Source organism: Thermocatellispora tengchongensis (assembly GCF_014202315.1).
Taxonomy (GTDB): domain Bacteria; phylum Actinomycetota; class Actinomycetes; order Streptosporangiales; family Streptosporangiaceae; genus Thermocatellispora; species Thermocatellispora tengchongensis.
Map to the genome: position 1 here is coordinate 226,976 of NZ_JACHGN010000002.1, position 15,713 is coordinate 242,688.

15 protein-coding genes are annotated in these 15,713 nt (G+C 73.1%); 7 read left to right on the top strand and 8 right to left on the bottom strand.

All coding sequences use genetic code 11. The annotated features are described in order from the left end of the window. Positions 1-495: 495 nt before the first annotated feature. Positions 496-1,101, bottom strand: a complete 606-nt coding sequence (locus HNP84_RS04380; RefSeq protein ID WP_185048040.1) for an SACE_7040 family transcriptional regulator — start codon at positions 1,099-1,101, stop codon at positions 496-498. 80 nt (positions 1,102-1,181) lie between these two features. On the opposite strand from HNP84_RS04380, the gene HNP84_RS04385 reads away from it, so the two are divergent. The 6 genes from HNP84_RS04385 (at position 1,182) to HNP84_RS04410 (ending at position 8,874) form a co-directional block, all read left to right on the top strand. Then, positions 1,182-2,759 (top strand): carboxyl transferase domain-containing protein, encoded by a 1,578-nt coding sequence (locus tag HNP84_RS04385; RefSeq protein WP_425586089.1) that lies wholly within the window; start codon positions 1,182-1,184, stop codon positions 2,757-2,759. 19 nt (positions 2,760-2,778) lie between these two features. Then, entirely contained in the window at positions 2,779-4,773 is a 1,995-nt protein-coding gene (locus tag HNP84_RS04390; protein WP_185048042.1) for an acetyl/propionyl/methylcrotonyl-CoA carboxylase subunit alpha, read from the top strand. Continuing rightward, a complete protein-coding gene (locus tag HNP84_RS04395; protein ID WP_185048043.1) occupies positions 4,770-5,696 on the top strand; it encodes a hydroxymethylglutaryl-CoA lyase in 927 nt (308 codons plus the stop codon). Before HNP84_RS04390 ends, HNP84_RS04395 begins: the two co-directional genes overlap by 4 nt. A gap of 26 nt (positions 5,697-5,722) precedes the next feature. Then, a complete protein-coding gene (locus tag HNP84_RS04400) occupies positions 5,723-6,880 on the top strand; it encodes an acyl-CoA dehydrogenase family protein (protein WP_185048044.1) in 1,158 nt (385 codons plus the stop codon). Between the two features lie 164 nt (positions 6,881-7,044). Beyond that, positions 7,045-7,923 (top strand): LLM class F420-dependent oxidoreductase, encoded by an 879-nt coding sequence (locus HNP84_RS04405; protein ID WP_185048045.1) that lies wholly within the window; start codon positions 7,045-7,047, stop codon positions 7,921-7,923. 117 nt (positions 7,924-8,040) lie between these two features. After that, positions 8,041-8,874, top strand: a complete 834-nt coding sequence (locus tag HNP84_RS04410; RefSeq protein WP_185048046.1) for an NmrA family NAD(P)-binding protein — start codon at positions 8,041-8,043, stop codon at positions 8,872-8,874. A 305-nt stretch (positions 8,875-9,179) separates the two neighbouring features. Here HNP84_RS04410 and HNP84_RS04415 read toward each other — a convergent pair whose 3' ends face one another. The 6 genes from HNP84_RS04415 to HNP84_RS04440 form a co-directional block, all read right to left on the bottom strand. After that, complete coding sequence (locus HNP84_RS04415) at positions 9,180-9,797, bottom strand: TetR/AcrR family transcriptional regulator (protein ID WP_185048047.1); 618 nt, start codon at positions 9,795-9,797, stop codon at positions 9,180-9,182. Beyond that, positions 9,797-10,813 carry a saccharopine dehydrogenase family protein gene (locus HNP84_RS04420; protein ID WP_185048048.1) on the bottom strand — a complete coding sequence of 339 codons (1,017 nt, stop codon included), beginning with the start codon at positions 10,811-10,813 and terminating at the stop codon, positions 9,797-9,799. Before HNP84_RS04420 ends, HNP84_RS04415 begins: the two co-directional genes overlap by 1 nt. Further along, complete coding sequence (locus HNP84_RS04425) at positions 10,810-11,640, bottom strand: class I SAM-dependent methyltransferase (protein WP_185048049.1); 831 nt, start codon at positions 11,638-11,640, stop codon at positions 10,810-10,812. Before HNP84_RS04425 ends, HNP84_RS04420 begins: the two co-directional genes overlap by 4 nt. 80 nt (positions 11,641-11,720) lie before the next feature. Beyond that, positions 11,721-12,611 (bottom strand): SDR family oxidoreductase, encoded by an 891-nt coding sequence (locus tag HNP84_RS04430; RefSeq protein WP_185048050.1) that lies wholly within the window; start codon positions 12,609-12,611, stop codon positions 11,721-11,723. 44 nt (positions 12,612-12,655) lie between these two features. Beyond that, positions 12,656-13,393, bottom strand: a complete 738-nt coding sequence (locus HNP84_RS04435) for an SDR family oxidoreductase (protein ID WP_185048051.1) — start codon at positions 13,391-13,393, stop codon at positions 12,656-12,658. Positions 13,394-13,472: 79 nt separating this feature from the next. After that, the gene (locus tag HNP84_RS04440; RefSeq protein ID WP_185048052.1) at positions 13,473-14,447 is read right to left on the bottom strand and encodes an alpha/beta hydrolase; all 975 of its coding nucleotides are present in this window, start codon (positions 14,445-14,447) and stop codon (positions 13,473-13,475) included. A gap of 225 nt (positions 14,448-14,672) precedes the next feature. Here HNP84_RS04440 and HNP84_RS04445 point away from each other — a divergent pair, with 225 nt between their 5' ends. Beyond that, on the top strand, positions 14,673-15,332 hold the full coding sequence (locus HNP84_RS04445) for a response regulator transcription factor (RefSeq protein WP_185048053.1): 660 nt from the start codon (positions 14,673-14,675) through the stop codon (positions 15,330-15,332). Here the strand turns inward: HNP84_RS04445 and HNP84_RS04450 are convergent. Continuing rightward, entirely contained in the window at positions 15,322-15,684 is a 363-nt protein-coding gene (locus HNP84_RS04450) for a response regulator (protein WP_185048054.1), read from the bottom strand. The genes HNP84_RS04445 and HNP84_RS04450 overlap by 11 nt on opposite strands. Between the last annotated feature and the right edge of the window lie 29 nt (positions 15,685-15,713).

Below are 15,713 nucleotides of genomic sequence, written 5' to 3' on the forward strand. Positions count from 1 at the left end.
GGTGGGTGCGGCCCGTGCCCCGCCGCCCCCGGTGTCTGGGGTGGGTGCGGCGGCAGGTGCGCCGCATGCGCCCCCGAGTGCGGTACATGCGGTGGATGGGGCGGGTGGGGTGGGTGCGGTAGGTGGGGCGGGTCCGGAAGGGGCGGCCCTTCCGGACCATGCGCCTGGTGCGGCCCATGGAAACCACCGCGGGCCCCCGGCGGAACCGCCACTCCTTCCGGCCCCAGGGGCCCGAAATACGCGCTACTGCCCCACGTGACGTCGTCTTCGCCGTCGTACTCCACGATGACCCCCTTCTCCTCAATTATCGAGATACAGTGACGATATATCTAGATAGTTGGCATTGCAATGCCTTTGCCCGCGTGGCTGATGTCTCATCCCGGCCGGGTGCGGCCTCGGTCATCGCACCCTCGTGCCGCGTGGCCCTTCGAGCCCCGCGCCCGGCGGGCCGTCCCGGTCCGTGCCCCTCGCGTCGGGAGGCGGCCGGCAGGTTTGTTAGTGAGTATTAACGGCGGCCAGGGCGGCGTGGGCCTGGTGGCGGAGGAGGGGGGCCATGGTGTGCGGGGGGAGTTCGGTGGCGCTGTGGGGGGTGGAGTTGAGCAGGCCGAGTACGGCGTGGGTGGCGGCGCGGAGGTGGGTGGTGGGGCAGGACGGGTGGAGTTCGGTGAGGACGGTGACCCACTCTTCGACGTAGAGGCGCTGGAGGCGGCGAATTCTGCGGCGGGACGGTTCGGGGACGTTGCCGAGTTCGCGGTCGTGGACCGTGATCAGGGCGGGGTGGGTCAGGGAGAAGTCGATGTGGCCGGTGACCAGGGAGTCCAGGGCCTCTTGCGGGGTAGTGGCGGCGGTCACGCGTTCGGCGCCGGAGGTGCGGAGGCGCTCGCTGATGTCCAGGAGCATCTCGGTGAGGAGGGCCTGTTTGCCGGTGAAGTGGCGGTAGAGGGCGGGGCCGCTGATCCCCACCGCGGCGCCGATCTCCTCGATGGACACGCCGTGGAAGCCGCGGGCGGCGAACAGGGTGGCGGCGGCGTCGAGGATTTCGGTGCGGCGCTTGCCGCGGGGCCTGGCGGGGATGGGTTGAGGTGCGGTCACGGTAGGCATACTAGACGCGGGGCGTTAATGGTTACTAACATCCGAGGCAGTTCACGAAGGAGGCGCGGCGGGTGATGGGCAGCGGGCCGGTGTTGCGCACGGCGTGCGATCCGGCGGGTGAGACCTTCAAGCGGAATGCCGAGGCCAACGAGCGGCTGGTGGCCGAGCTGCGGGAGCGGCTGGCGGCCGCGGCGGCGGGCGGGCCGGAGCGGGCGCGGGAGCGGCATGTGGCGCGGGGCAAGCTGCTGCCTCGTGACCGGGTGGACGCGCTGCTCGACCCGGGCTCCCGGTTCCTGGAGCTGTCGCCGCTGGCGGCCACCGGCATGTACGGCGACGAGGCCCCGGCAGCGGGGATCATCACCGGTGTCGGGCGGGTGAGCGGGCGCGAGGTGGTCGTCGTCGCCAACGACGCGACCGTCAAGGGCGGCACGTACTACCCGATGACGGTGAAGAAGCACCTGCGGGCGCAGGAGGTCGCGCTGCACAACCGACTGCCGTGCGTCTACCTGGTGGACTCCGGGGGCGCCTTCCTGCCGCAGCAGGACGAGGTGTTCCCCGACCGGGAGCACTTCGGGCGGATCTTCTACAACCAGGCCACCATGTCGGCACAGGGCATCCCGCAGATCGCCGCCGTGCTGGGCTCGTGCACCGCCGGCGGCGCGTACGTGCCGGCGATGAGCGACGAGGCCGTGATCGTGCGCAACCAGGGCACGATCTTCCTGGGGGGCCCGCCCCTGGTGAAGGCGGCGACCGGTGAGGAGGTCAGCGCCGAGGAGCTGGGCGGCGGCGAGCTGCACGCGCGTACGAGCGGGGTGACCGACCACCTCGCCGAGGACGACGCGCACGCCCTGGCCATCGTGCGCGACATCGTCGCCACGCTCGCCCCGCGCGCCCCGGCGCCGTGGGAGCGGGCCCCGAGCGAGGAGCCCGCGTACGACCCGCGCGAGCTGTACGGCATCGTGCCGGGCGACACCCGCACCCCGTACGACGTGCACGAGGTCATCGCGCGCATCGTCGATGGCAGCCGCCTGCTGGAGTTCAAGGCCGAGTACGGCCACACGCTGGTCACCGGCTTCGCGCGCATCCACGGCCACCCGGTCGGCGTGATCGCCAACAACGGCATCCTGTTCAGCGAGTCCGCGCTGAAGGGCGCCCACTTCATCGAGCTGTGCGACCGGCGCGGGATCCCGCTGGTGTTCCTGCAGAACATCAGCGGCTTCATGGTCGGCAAGGCGTACGAGGCGGGCGGCATCGCCAAGCACGGCGCGAAGATGGTCACCGCCGTGGCATGCGCGCGGGTGCCGAAGTTCACCGTGGTGATCGGCGGCTCGTTCGGCGCGGGCAACTACGCGATGGCCGGGCGCGCCTACTCGCCGCGCTTCCTGTGGATGTGGCCCAACGCCCGCATCTCGGTGATGGGCGGGGAGCAGGCGGCCAACGTGCTGGCGACGGTGCGTCCGGGCATGACCCCGGAGGAGGCGGAGGCGTTCAAGGCCCCGATCCGGGAACAGTACGAGCGCCAGGGCAACCCCTACTACTCCACGGCCCGGCTGTGGGACGACGGCGTGATCGACCCCCTCGACACGCGGACGGTGCTCGGCCTCGCGCTGGAGGCCGCGGCGAACGCGCCGCTCGGGCCGGTCGGCTACGGCGTGTTCCGGATGTGAGCGGATGGTGCATGCAGGCATGTTCGACACGGTTCTGATCGCCAACCGGGGCGAGATCGCGGTCCGCGTGGCCCGTACGCTGCGCCGCCTCGGCATCCGGTCGGTCGCGGTGCACACCGAGGCCGACGCGGGCGCCGCGCACGTGCGCGCGGCCGACGTCGCCGTGGCCGTGCCCGGCTACCTCGACATGGACGCCGTCATCGCCGCCTGCCGGGCCACCGGCGCGCAGGCGGTGCACCCCGGCTACGGGTTCCTGGCCGAGAACGCGGCCTTCGCCCGGCGCTGCGCCGAGGCGGGGGTGGTCTTCGTCGGCCCGCCACCCGCGGCCATCGAGGCCATGGGCGACAAGATCCGGGCCAAGGCGACGGTCTCGAAGGCGGGCGTCCCGGTGGTGCCCGGCCTGGCCGAGCCCGATGACGATCTGGCCGAGACGGCGGCCCGGGTGGGCTTCCCGGCGCTGATCAAGCCGTCGGCGGGCGGCGGCGGCAAGGGGATGCTGCTGGTGCGCGCCGAGGACGAGCTGGCCGCGGCGATCGAGTCGGCCCGGCGCACGGCGCTGGCCGCGTTCGGCGACGGCACCCTGCTCGTCGAGCGGTTCGTGACCAACCCCCGGCACATCGAGATCCAGGTGCTCGCCGACGCGTACGGCAACGTCGTCCATCTCGGCGAGCGCGAGTGCAGCCTGCAGCGCCGCCACCAGAAGATCGTGGAGGAGGCGCCGTCGCCGCTGCTCGACCCGGAGACGCGGGCCAAGATGGGCGCCGCGGCGGTGGAGGCGGCCCGGTCGGTCGGGTACGTCGGCGCCGGCACGGTGGAGTTCATCGTGCACGGCGAGACCCGCGAGCACTACTTCATGGAGATGAACACCCGGCTCCAGGTCGAGCACCCGGTCACCGAGATGATCACCGGCCTGGACCTGGTGGAGCTGCAGCTCCTGGTGGCGGCGGGCGGCCTGCTGCCGTTCGCCCAGGAGGAGGTGCGCCTGGACGGGCACGCGGTCGAGGCCAGGATCTACGCCGAGGACCCGGCCCGCGACTTCCTGCCCACCGGCGGGCCGCTGCTCGCCCTGCGCTTCCCCGAGACCGCCGCCCTGCCCGGAGGCGGGGGCGGGGGCGGGGCCGTGCGTGTGGACGCGGGGATCGAGGCGGGCGGCGTGGTCGGCAGCGCGTACGACCCGATGCTGGCGAAGGTGATCGCCTGGGCGCCGGACCGCGAGGGCGCGCTGCGGGCGCTGGACCGCGCGCTGAGCGAGACCGCGGTCCTGGGCGTCACCACCAACGTCTCGTTCCTGCGCGGGCTGCTGGCCCTGCCCGAGGTGCGCGCCGGCGAGCTGGACACCGGGCTGGTCGAGCGCCGCCTCGACCGGCTCGTCCCCGCGGCGGGGCCGCCGGACGAGGTGCTGGCCGCCGCCGCGCTCGCCTTCCACGACGACCTCGCCGCCGCCGGGTCCGGCCCGTGGGACGTGCCCGACGGGTGGCGGGTGGGCGGGCCCGCCTGGACGACCTGGCGGCTGGAGAGCCGGGGCCGGGTGTGCGAGGTCCGCGTGCGCGGCCTGCCCGCGAAGGGGGCCGAGGTGGCGGTGGCGGGCGCGCCCGCCGTCCCCGCCCGCCTGACCAGGGGCGACGGCGGCGTACAGGTCGCCCTGGGCGGGGCAGTACACAGGTACGCGGCCGTGCGCGACGGCGAGACGTACTGGCTGGGCCGCGACGGCGCGGCGTGGAGCGTCACCCGGCACCTGCTCGGCGACCCCGGCGACCGGCCGGGCGCCGCGGCGGCGGGCGACGGGGTGGTGCGCAGCCCGATGCCGGGCACCGTGCTGCTGCTGAAGGTGGCCCAGGGCGACACCGTCGCCGAGGGGCAGCCGCTGCTGATCGTGGAGGCGATGAAGATGGAGCACACCGTGACCGCGCCGGTGGCCGGGGTGGTGGCCGAGCTGCCCGCCCGCGCGGGCCGGCCCGTGGAGATGGACGCGGTGCTCGCCGTGGTCCGCCCGGCCGAGGACGGCGCGCGATGACCCGCGGGCCGTACACCGTGCACCTGCCCGGCCTGCCGGAACGGGTGACGATCTACGAGGTGGGGCCGCGCGACGGGCTGCAGAACGAGAAGGCCGTGGTGCCGCTGGACGTGAAGGTCGAGTTCCTGGCCCGCCTGGCCGAGGCCGGGCTGACCACGATCGAGGCCACCAGCTTCGTCCACCCCAAGTGGGTGCCCCAGCTCGCGGACGCCGATGAGCTGCTGGCCCGGATGAAGCCGGTGCCCGGCGTGCGCTACCCGGTGCTGGTGCCCAACGAGCGCGGCCTGGACCGCGCGCTCGACCGCGGCGTCACCGAGATCGCGATCTTCGGCAGCGCGACCGAGACCTTCGCCCAGCGCAACCTGAACCGGAGCATCGCCGGCTCGATCGAGATGTTCGCCCCGGTCGTGGAGCGGGCGCTGAAGGCGGGGATGCGCGTGCGCGCGTACCTGTCGATGTGCTTCGGCGACCCGTGGGAGGGGCCGACGCCGATCGAGCAGGTGGTCGCCGTGGGCCGGGAGCTGCTGGAGCTGGGCTGCTACGAGCTCTCGCTCGGCGACACCATCGGCGTGGGCACGCCCGGCCACGTCGCCGCGCTGATCGCCGCGTTCGAGGAGCGCGGCGTGGAGGCCGAGCGGCTGGCGGTGCACTTCCACGACACCTACGGCCAGGCGCTGGCCAACACGCTGGCCGCGCTCAGGTGCGGCGTCACGGTCGTGGACGCCTCGGCGGGCGGCATCGGCGGCTGCCCGTACGCCGAGTCGGCCACCGGCAACCTCGCCACGGAGGACCTGGTCTGGATGCTGCACGGGCTGGGCATCGAGACCGGCGTGGACCTCGGCTCGCTCGCCCGGACCAGCCTGTGGCTGGCCGAACGGCTCGGCCGCCCCAGCCCGTCCCGGGTCGTACAGGCATTGGCGTGAGAAGGCGTGAGAAGGTGGAGGTAACGATGCACCGGCTCAGCGACGAGTACGAGGCACTGCGCAAGACCGTGGAGGAGTTCGCCCGCGAGGTGGTCGCGCCGGTGATCGGCGACCTGTACGAGCGGGGCGAGTTCCCCTACGCGATCGTGCGGCAGATGGGGGAGATGGGGCTGTTCGGGCTGCCGATCCCCGAGGAGTACGGCGGCATGGGGGGCGACTACTTCGCGCTGTGCCTGGCGCTGGAGGAGCTGGCCCGGGTCGACTCCAGCGTGTCGATCACGCTGGAGGCGGCGGTGTCGCTGGGGGCGATGCCGATCTACCGGTTCGGCACCCCCGAGCAGCGCGAGAAGTGGCTGCCCGAGCTGGCGTCGGGCCGGATGCTGGGCGCGTTCGGCCTGACCGAGCCCGGCGGCGGCTCCGACGTGCCGGGCGGTATGCGCACCACCGCCACCCTCGACGGCGGCGAGTGGGTCATCAACGGCACCAAGGCGTTCATCACCAACTCGGGCACCGACATCACCGGCGTCGTCGGCGTGGCGGCGATCACCGGGCGCACCGAGTCGGGCAAGCCGGAGATCTCCACGATCCTGGTGCCGTCGGGCACCCCCGGCTTCACCGTGTCCAAGAAGTACTCCAAGGTCGGCTGGTCCGCCTCCGACACCCGCGAGCTGTCCTTCTCCGACTGCCGGGTGCCCGAGGCCAACCTGCTCGGCGAGCGCGGCCGGGGCTACGCCCAGTTCCTGCAGACGCTCGACGAGGGCCGGGTCGCCATCGCCGCCCTGTCGGTCGGCCTGGCCCAGGGCTGCGTGGACGAGTGCCTGAAGTACGTGCGCGAGCGCCGCGCCTTCGGCCACCCCATCGGCCACTACCAGGCCATCCAGTTCAAGATCGCCGACATGGAGGTCCGCGCCCACACCGCCCGCCTGGCCTACTACCACGCCGCGGAGAAGATGCTCGCGGGCGAGCCGTTCAAGAAGGAGGCGGCCATCGCCAAGCTGGTCTCCAGCAACGCCGCGATGGACAACGCCAGGGACGCCACCCAGGTCTTCGGCGGCTACGGCTTCATGAACGAGTACCCGGTCGGCCGCTTCTACCGCGACGCCAAGATCCTGGAGATCGGCGAGGGCACCAGCGAGGTGCAGCGCATGCTCATCGCCCGCCAGCTTGGCCTCGCCGACCTGTGAGCGGCCCCTGACCGCCCGGCCACTCAGAGGAGGCGGACACACTGGCCTTCCGGTGGGGGCGGGGTGATACTCGATCGATAGGGAGGAGATCACCGCGCCGCCGTCCGGGGGGTGGTGGCGGGGCGCGGTCCTGTGCTCGGGGGAGGGGTGGGAGGAGCACCGGTATGCGCTTCGGAATCGCGCCGCCGTACGACACCGGGGTCGTGGCCGACCCCGCCTGGATGGCCGCGTTCGCGCGGCACGCCGACGACGTCGGGTTCGAGTCCATCTACCTGGCCGAGCACCTCGCCGTCGTCGCCGGGTACACGCGGGACCATCACTACACCGGCGACGGCCACATGGGGCTGCCCGACGACACGCCGTTCCCCGACGTGCTGGAGACGCTGGCGTACCTGGCGGGGCAGACCGGCGACCTGCGGCTGCACACCTCGGTGATCGTGCTGCCGCTGCACCATCCGGTGCACCTGGCCAAGCGGGTCGCCACACTGGACCGGCTCTCCGGCGGACGGGTCACGCTCGGCGTCGGCGTGGGCTGGATGCGCGAGGAGATGGCCGCGCTGAACGTCGATCCGGCGTCCCGGGGCCGCCGCGCCGATGAGGCGATCATGGCCTTGCGGGCGATCTGGGCCGAGGACCCCGCCTCGTTCGAGGGCCGCTTCTTCCGCTTCAGCGGGCTGCGCAGCCACCCCCGCCCGGTGCGGCCGGGCGGCCCGGCCATCCACATCGGCGGCCACAGCGAGGCGGCGGCCCGCCGCGCCGGCCGCATGGGCGACGGCTTCCACCCCCTCGGCGTACCGCTCGACCGCCTGGACGGCGCAGACGGTCCCGTGACCCTCATGCGCGCCGAGGCCGAACGCGCCGGCCGCGACCCCGGCGCCATCGAGGTCACCGTGACACTGCCCATGCCCCACGTGGACGGCAAGGTCATCGACCAGGCCGAGGCCGCCGGCGTCACCCGCATCGTCCTGTCCAACCGAGGCACGGACCTCGACTCACTACGCCGCGCCATGGACGACTTCGCCGCGATCCACCCCATGCCCTAGGCCCATGGTCGGGTCCGGTGCCGGTCTTCGGGCCGATGCGGCGGGCGGGCGGCCCCGCCTAGCATCGCCATCGGTCGTGCGGGAGGTCCGCGCGGCGGGCGAGGAGGTGAGACGGCGATGTCCTATCTCGTGACCGGGGCGACCGGGCAGGCCGGGTGGCACGTGGCGGCGCACCTCGTACGTACGGGGGCGCGCGTCCGCGGGCTCACCAGGGACCCGGCGCGGGGGCGGCTGCCGGAGGGCGTGGAGCCGGTACGCGGCGATCTGACCGACCCGAGCACGCTGGAGCCGGCGCTGGAAGGGGTCGTGGGCCTGCACCTGCTGACCACGGCCGGGGACGACTACGCCACCCTGGAGACCGGGCCCGAGATCGCCGAGCTGGCGGTGAAGGCCGGGGTGCGGCGGGTGACGCTGCTGTGGAACGGGCAGGACGGGCCGGTGGAGCGGGCCTTCGAGGAGGCCGGCGGCGAGCTGGAGTGGACCCGGCTGCAGCCGGTGGACTTCATGGCGAACGCGCTGGGCTGGGCGGAGCGGATACGGGCCACGGGGGAGGTGCGCGAGCCGTTCGGGGACGTGCCGGGGGCCGTCGTGGACGAGGCCGACGTGGGGGCGGTGGCGGCGGCCGTGCTGACCCGCGGCGGCCACGGCGGCCGGGCGTACCCGATCACCGGGCCGGAGGCGCTGACGCCCCGGCAGCGCCTGGCCGTGATCGGCGAGGTGATCGGCCGGGAGCTGCGCTTCGTCGAGCTGACCGAGGAGCAGGCGCGCGAGCGCTGGCGGCGCGCGGGCTACGGCGAGGAGCTGATCGACCTGCTCGCCAAGTGGCAGGGCGACCCGCCCCCGGCGGCGTACACGGTGGCGCCGACGGTGCTCGAACTGACCGGACGCCCGCCCCGCACCTTCCGCGAGTGGGTCACGGAGCACGCGGCCCGGTTCAGGGGCATGCCGTAGGTCCCGTCGTCCGGCCCCGGCGGCCCGGAGCGGACACTCCACAGGACACGGCGGGGGGTCATGGGAAAAGGCGCGTGCCGCGCGTGGGGGGAAGGGCGGGCCGAAACGGCGGCGTACGCGATTTCCCGGCCACACCGGGCACGGCGCGGTTCGCGGCTTCAACTGGGAGAACGCCGTCCCCGGGCGTGACCGGCGCCGGGCCGGGGCGACGTCCCCGGCCTGGTGCGCGCAGGCGCCGGCGTCGTCGTCCCCTGACCAACGCCGTGCGGCCCGGCCCTCCGCCCCGGGCCGCAGGCGGCAGGGAGCTACGCCCCCAGGCCGTGGAGCACGGCGGCGACCAGGTCGTCCAGCTCGTCGTCGGTGGGCCGCCGGACGGGGGCCGCGGGTCCGAAGACCATCGTGGACATCACCGACTCGTGACAGACGCCCACGATCATCCGTGCCGCCGCCTCGACTCGCGCGTCGGGGGCGAGACGGCCGAGGTCCCGCTCGGCGGTGAGGTAGGCGAGCAGGCGGTCGCGCCAGTCGGCGGCGGACGCCGGCTGCTCGGCGAACCGGGCCAGCACCTCGGGCTGCCCGATCAGCCCCGCGATCACCGGCAGGATGCCCGCGTGCATGGCCATGCCGTACGCGATCCAGGCGCGCAGGCCGGCCTCGATGGTGCCGGCGCCCGGCTCGGGGAGGTCGCCCAGCCCGCGCTCCACGGCGTTGACGCGGGCGCGCAGCGCGCACGCGAGCAACTCCTCCTTGTCGGCGAAGTGGTTGTAGAGGACGCCGTCGGCGACCCTGGCCTCGCGTGCGATCACGCGCACGGTCAGCCCGGAGGCCCCGCGCTCGGCCATCAGCCGTTCGGCGGTGGCGATCAGGTGCTCGCGCAGGCTCTGCTCGCCGCCCCGCAGCACGGCCGCTTTCCTGGGTGACATCACCCCGCATCATAGTGAGGCGCGCCGAGGACGACGTCGAAGCCCTCGGCCGCGAGCTCGCCCAGGAACTCCGCCGGCTCGACCACTTCCTCGATGTGGTGCACGCCCGCCGGCAGCGACCCCAGCCGGCGGACGAGCAGCGCGGCCACGAGCCCGGTCGCCCGGCTCTGCCGCCGTCCGGAGAACGACGCCGTAACCGTCCCCGCTGAGCCTGTCCCCGCCGAAACCGTCACCGCGAAACCGTCGCCGCCGACGCGGACCCTGCCCAGCGCGGCGACCAGGGCGGCGCGTACGCGTGGCCGTGCCGCCAAACGGGTGACGCCGAGGCGTGGGGCCGCCGCGAGCAGGCGGGTCAGGACCTCGGAGTCCAGGCACAGGCCGGTGGTGACCTTCGTGACGCCCAGGCTCGCCGGCAGTGTGTGCTGGTCGGAGAACGGGAACGCGTGGACCGCCCGCACCCCGTACGGCTCCGGGAAGCGCATCCGCCACGACGTTCCCGGCTCGCCGAGCCCGTCCAGCGTCCATCGGATCGCCGCCGGTCCATGCCGCTCCCCGCCGCCGAGAAGCACGCCGATCCGGACCTCCTCGGCGTCTCCCGGCGCGGTGACGCAGTGGCGGGCCAGCAGGTTGGTGACGCCCGGGGCGAGGTGCACGCTGAGCAGGGCCGTCACCGACCGGCTGCGGGCATGGCCGTTTAGGCGCTCGATCCGCGCGAGCAGCCGGTGGGACGCCGACACGTCGAGGTAGTGCACGCCCCGGTCCAGGCAGGAGCGGGCGACCCGCGCGTTGTCCCGCTCGGCGCACATGAGCACGGCGTGAGCCCCGGTCACGGCCCGTTCGACGGCGGCCTGGTCACGGACGTCGAGACGGAGCGGGACGGCGCCGGTCACCGGCCGGGCCTTGCCCGGATCACGGCCCGCGACGACGATCTCGCCCGGATACCACCGTGACAACGCGCCGGCCGCCTCACGGCCCACCGCGCCGTACCCGCCGAGGATCACGATCCGCCCGGTCATGCGACGGCCGTCACCAGCCAGGCCGTGCCCGTCAGCCGCACCGCGCCGGGCTCCTCGAAGCGCCGGAGCGCCGCTTCCAGCGCGTCGAGCGCCTTCGCCGCGGTGGCGTCGTCCACCTGTCCGAGGTGGTGGCGCACCGGCCCCCAGCCGCCGAGGAACTCCGCGGCGTCGGCCGCGTCCCTGCCCCAGATCTGCGGCGCCTCCGTGTGCGTGCACTCGACGTCGCGGAACCCGGCGCCGCCGAGCACGCCGCGGACGCGTTCGGGATCGGCCAGCGACAGCGGCCCCGCGTCCTCCGAGCCGGGCCGCAGGGCGGGGGCGTGCTCGGCGATGGCTGCGAAGACCTCCCCGAGATCGCTGCCCTGGAGCCGCTGCATGGACAGGAACGCGAGCCGTCCTCCGGGCCGGAGCGCCCGGCGGACGTTGGCGAACGCGGCGACGGGGTCGGCGAAGAACATCACCCCGAACCGGCTGATCGCCGCATCGAAGGCCGCGTCCGGGAACGGGTGCACCTGGGCGTCGCCGCGCTCGAAGGTCACGTTGCCGACCTCCTCCCGCATCGCGGAGAGCCGCGCCGTGCGCAGCATCGGCTCCGACAGGTCGAGACCGGTGGCGTGCCCCAGGGGTGCGCGGCGTGCGGCCAGCCGGGTCACCTGCCCGTTGCCGCAGCCGACGTCGAGCACATGGTCGCGCTCGCCGATGGCCGCCGCGTTCAGCAGGGCGTCGTTGAAGCCGCTGTTCACCGCGTCGTAGCGGTCGCGGTTCGCCGCCCAGTGCTCACCCTCATAGCCGTTCCACGCCGCCGCCTGCGCGCTGTTGACGATCATCCATCCTCCCGCAGCCATATGAACGTCCGTTCATGAACGCACGCTCATAATGCGCGTGATCGCGGCCTCGCGTCAAGCGCTCACCGTCGTGCGACGAGCAAGTCCTCAAGGCCGACGCGGGTGAGGAACTCGCGGCGGACGCGGTCGGCGACGTTCGAGACCTCTTCGGAGCCGTCGTCGGCGGGGTCGATGTGCACGCGGTACGGGCGCTGCCCGGCGGGGAGCGCGACGATCCGGGCGATCTCGCCGGAGACGAGGGACGCGTCCGCGCCCTCGGGTGCCAGTGCCGCGAGCTTCCGGGCGACCTGGTCCATGAGGCCGGGGTACTTCGTCTCGTACTCCGCCTCGATCGCGGCGTCGGCCGGGTGGCCGGAGTGCGCGAAGTGGTTGGTGCCGCTGGTGAACGAGCCCGGAACCACGATCGACGTTTCCACACCCCAGCGGGCGAGCTCGGCGGCATAGCTCACGGCGAGGGAGTCCATGCCGGCCTTGGCGGCGAAGTAGGGCGCCAGGTACGGCGGCGTTCCCCCCTTGACGCTGGAGCTGGACACCCAGATCACCAGGCCCTTGCCCGCCGCGCGCATGTGCGGCAGAGCGGCACGGTTGACGCGCTGTGTGGAGAGCACGTTCACGTCGTACAGCTCGGCGAGCTGCTCCGGGGTGAAGGCTTCCGCGGGGCCGGTGACCATGTGCCCGGCGTTGTGGATCAGGACGTCGATGCGGCCGTGTTCGGCGATGACGTGCGTGATCGCGGCGTCGACGGACTCCTGGGAGGTGACGTCGAGCTCGATGGCACGCAGATCGACGCCGTGCCGGGCGCCGTAGCCGGCGGCGGCCTCGGCCTGCGGGGCGTTACGGCTCGCAGTCTGCCGCATGCCGGCGTAGACGGTGTTGCCGGTGTCGGCGAGGGCGCGGGCGGTCAGGGCGCCGAAGCCGCTGGACGCACCGGTGATCACGACGATGTCGCTCACAGTCGTTTCTCCTTCGGGATGGGGTGCGGGAGGGACAGGGGGCTTCAGGCCGCGCCGCCGTTGGCGTACAGGACCTGGCCGTTGATCCAGCGGGCGGGGCCGGCGAGGAACGCGACCGCCTCGGCGATGTCCTCCGGCGTGCCCAGACGTTCGAGCGGGGCGACCTTGGCGAGGTCGTCGATCGCGGTCTGGTCCTTGTCCTGGAGGAACAGGGGAGTGGCGGTGGGGCCGGGGGCGACCGCGTTGACGGTGATGTCCTTACCGCGCAGTTCGCGGGCCAGCACCAGGGTGATGCCCTCGACGGCGGCCTTGCTCGCCGCGTAGGCGCCGTAGGTCGGGAACTGCAGACGGGTGACCGAGGTGGAGAAGTTGACGATCGCGCCACCGGCGCGCACCCGCCTGGCCGCCTGCTGGGAGATCACGAAGGTGCCGCGGATGTTGGTGCGGTGCATCCGGTCCAGGTCGTCCAGATCCAGCGTGGCGATCGGCGACAGCAGCATGATGCCCGCCGTGTTGACGACGACGTCGATGCCGCCGAACTCCCGCTCCACGGCGTCGAACGCCTCCGCCATGGCGTGCTCGTCGGCGACGTCACCGCCGACCGCGATCGCCCTGCCGCCGGCCGCGGTGACCGCGGCGACCGTCTCGTCGGCGCGGGCCTTGTTGCCGGCGTAATGCACGCCGACGGCGATGCCGTCCCCGGCGAGACGCTTGACGACCGCGCCGCCGATGCCGCCGGAGCCGCCGGTGACCAGGGCGACGCGGGCCGTGGTGTCCGTCATGGTGATCCATCCTTCGGTGTGGTGCTCGTCGGACCCGGCGGGGTGAGTCGGGCGGGGTTGGGTGTGGGGCGGCGTGGCGTCACGGTCGGACGGCCAGGGCCGTACGCAGAGCGGCGATGGCCTGGTGGATGGCCGCGTCGGCGGCGTGGGTCTCGCGCAGGGCGTTCAGCATGACGAAGTCGTGGATGATGCCCTGGTAGCGGACGGCGGTCACGGGCACGCCGGCCTGGCGCAGCTTGTTGGCGTACGCCTCGCCCTCGTCACGCAGGACGTCCGCTTCGCCGGTGATGACGAGCGCCGGCGGAAGGCCGGTGAGTTCTTCGGTGGTGGCGCGCAGCGGCGAGGCCGTTATCTCGGCGCGCTCCTTCTCGTCGGTCGTGTACTGGTCCCAGAACCACCTCATGGCCTCGCGGGTCAGGAAGTATCCCTCGGCGAACCGGTGGTAGGAGCCGGTGTCGAAGTTCGCGTCGGTGACCGGGTAGAACAGGAGCTGGAACTTCAGCGGGACGTCGCCGCGCTCCTTCGCCATGAGGGTCATCGCGGCCGTCATGTTGCCGCCGACCGAGTCGCCCGCGACGGCCATTCTGGAGGCGTCCAGGCCCTTGCCGGCGCCGTCGGTGACGACCCATCTGGCCACCGTGTAGTTCTGCTCGATGGCGACCGGGTAGCGCGCCTCGGGCGACAGGTCGTATTCGGGGAAGACGACGGCGGCGCCGGTGCCCACGGCGAGTTCGCGGACGAGCCGGTCGTGCGTGTGGGCGTTCCCGAACACCCAGCCCGCGCCGTGGATGTAGAGCACGACCGGGAGGGCGCCGACGGACCCGGTGGGCTTGACGATGCGAGCGCGGACGCCGCCCGTCGGCCCGCCCTGCACCGTGATCCACTCCTCGTCCACGGCGGGCTTCGTGATCTCCCCCGACTGGACCTCGTCCACCGCCTTGCGGCCCTCGGTCGGGGGCATCTGGTACAGGAACGGCGGCTTCGCCGTGGCCTTGGCGAACGCCGCCGCGGCCGCTTCCAGCACGGGCGTGACCGGCGAGAACGTCTCGGACATGATGCTCCTCCACTAAGGGGCGAGGGCTGAACGGGGGCTCTGCGGGAAAGCCGCCCTGGATGTCTTCCAGTCTGGTCACGGGCCACCCGGACGGCTGTCGAGCCGCCTTCAAACCCTGTGGCGGCCGCCCCGAGACCGTCCCTCGGGAAAACCCCACGCTGGGCCCGGGGGAACGGCATCCCCGCACGATCCGGCCGGACCGGAGCCGCCGATTAGGATGCCTCCATGAGTGGGCCCCTGCGCGCAGTGCTCGGAGAAGACCAGCCGATCGTCCGTGAGGGCATCACGGCCATGCTGGAGCGGTCCGGCGTCGAGGTCGTCGCGTCCGTCTCCGACGCCGTGGAACTGGTCAGGGCGGCCGCGGAGCACAAGCCGGACGTGCTGATCGCCGACATCCGGATGCCGCCGAACTTCTCCGACGACGGGCTTCAGGCGGCGCGCCGGGTCCGGGCGGAGCGGCCGGGCACGCCGGTGATCGTGCTGTCGCAGTTCCTGGACGCCTCCTTCGCCCTCGATCTCGTCGGAGACGATCCGAGCGGAGTCGGTTACCTGCTCAAGGAGAAGGTCGCCAGCCCACAGGTTCTCATGGACGCGGTGCAGCGGGTCGTCGCCGGCGGTTCGGCGCTCGACCCGGACGTCATCGCCACGCTCGTCAGCCGCCGGCGCACAGCGGACCCGCTGGACGGGTTGACCCCCCGGGAGCGGGAGGTCCTGGCGCTGATGGCCGAGGGGCATTCCAACTCCGGCATCGCCGAGAAGCTCGTGGTGACGGTTCCGGCGGTGGAGCGCCACGTGACCGGAATCTTCCTCAAGCTGGGCTTGCAGCAGGCCGAATCCTCACAGCACCGCCGCGTTCTCGCCGTGCTGCACTACCTCAAGCGGTAGGCGAGAAAAGAGCGTTCAGGTCGGTGTCGAACAGCCGGTCCTTGGCCACGAAGCGCAGGATTCCGGCACTGGCGAGTTCCTCGTCCGACCACGTCGAAGCGTCGGTGGAGGTCAGCACGATCCTCAGCGGTCGCCCCTCTCGGCTGAGTGCCCGGGCGACGGACAGGCCGTCATCGTCCGGAAGGTGAAGATCGAGCAGCACACCGTCGGGGCGGTGCTCCCGGACCGCCGCGATCGCCGATGCCCCGTCCGGCGACTCGGCGACGACCCGCAGCCCTCGCGCGGTCAGCAGTGCTCCGGCGATGCGGCGGAATCCGGGGTCGTCGTCGACGACCACCACGTTGACTGACACGGCATCAGCATCTCCGACGGGACAACGTG

What these genes read in the sequence shown, in the direction of transcription:
- HNP84_RS04440 (WP_185048052.1), bottom strand. Translation starts at nt 14,447, where the DNA reads ATGTCCGAGACGTTCTCGCCGGTCACGCCCGTGCTGGAAGCGGCCGCG.
- HNP84_RS04400 (WP_185048044.1), top strand. Translation starts at nt 5,723, where the DNA reads ATGCACCGGCTCAGCGACGAGTACGAGGCACTGCGCAAGACCGTGGAG.
- HNP84_RS04415 (WP_185048047.1), bottom strand. Translation starts at nt 9,797, where the DNA reads ATGTCACCCAGGAAAGCGGCCGTGCTGCGGGGCGGCGAGCAGAGCCTG.
- HNP84_RS04390 (WP_185048042.1), top strand. Translation starts at nt 2,779, where the DNA reads ATGTTCGACACGGTTCTGATCGCCAACCGGGGCGAGATCGCGGTCCGC.
- HNP84_RS04410 (WP_185048046.1), top strand. Translation starts at nt 8,041, where the DNA reads ATGTCCTATCTCGTGACCGGGGCGACCGGGCAGGCCGGGTGGCACGTG.
- HNP84_RS04405 (WP_185048045.1), top strand. Translation starts at nt 7,045, where the DNA reads ATGCGCTTCGGAATCGCGCCGCCGTACGACACCGGGGTCGTGGCCGAC.
- HNP84_RS04420 (WP_185048048.1), bottom strand. Translation starts at nt 10,813, where the DNA reads ATGACCGGGCGGATCGTGATCCTCGGCGGGTACGGCGCGGTGGGCCGT.
- HNP84_RS04395 (WP_185048043.1), top strand. Translation starts at nt 4,770, where the DNA reads ATGACCCGCGGGCCGTACACCGTGCACCTGCCCGGCCTGCCGGAACGG.
- HNP84_RS04445 (WP_185048053.1), top strand. Translation starts at nt 14,673, where the DNA reads ATGAGTGGGCCCCTGCGCGCAGTGCTCGGAGAAGACCAGCCGATCGTC.
- HNP84_RS04380 (WP_185048040.1), bottom strand. Translation starts at nt 1,101, where the DNA reads ATGCCTACCGTGACCGCACCTCAACCCATCCCCGCCAGGCCCCGCGGC.
- HNP84_RS04425 (WP_185048049.1), bottom strand. Translation starts at nt 11,640, where the DNA reads ATGATCGTCAACAGCGCGCAGGCGGCGGCGTGGAACGGCTATGAGGGT.
- HNP84_RS04435 (WP_185048051.1), bottom strand. Translation starts at nt 13,393, where the DNA reads ATGACGGACACCACGGCCCGCGTCGCCCTGGTCACCGGCGGCTCCGGC.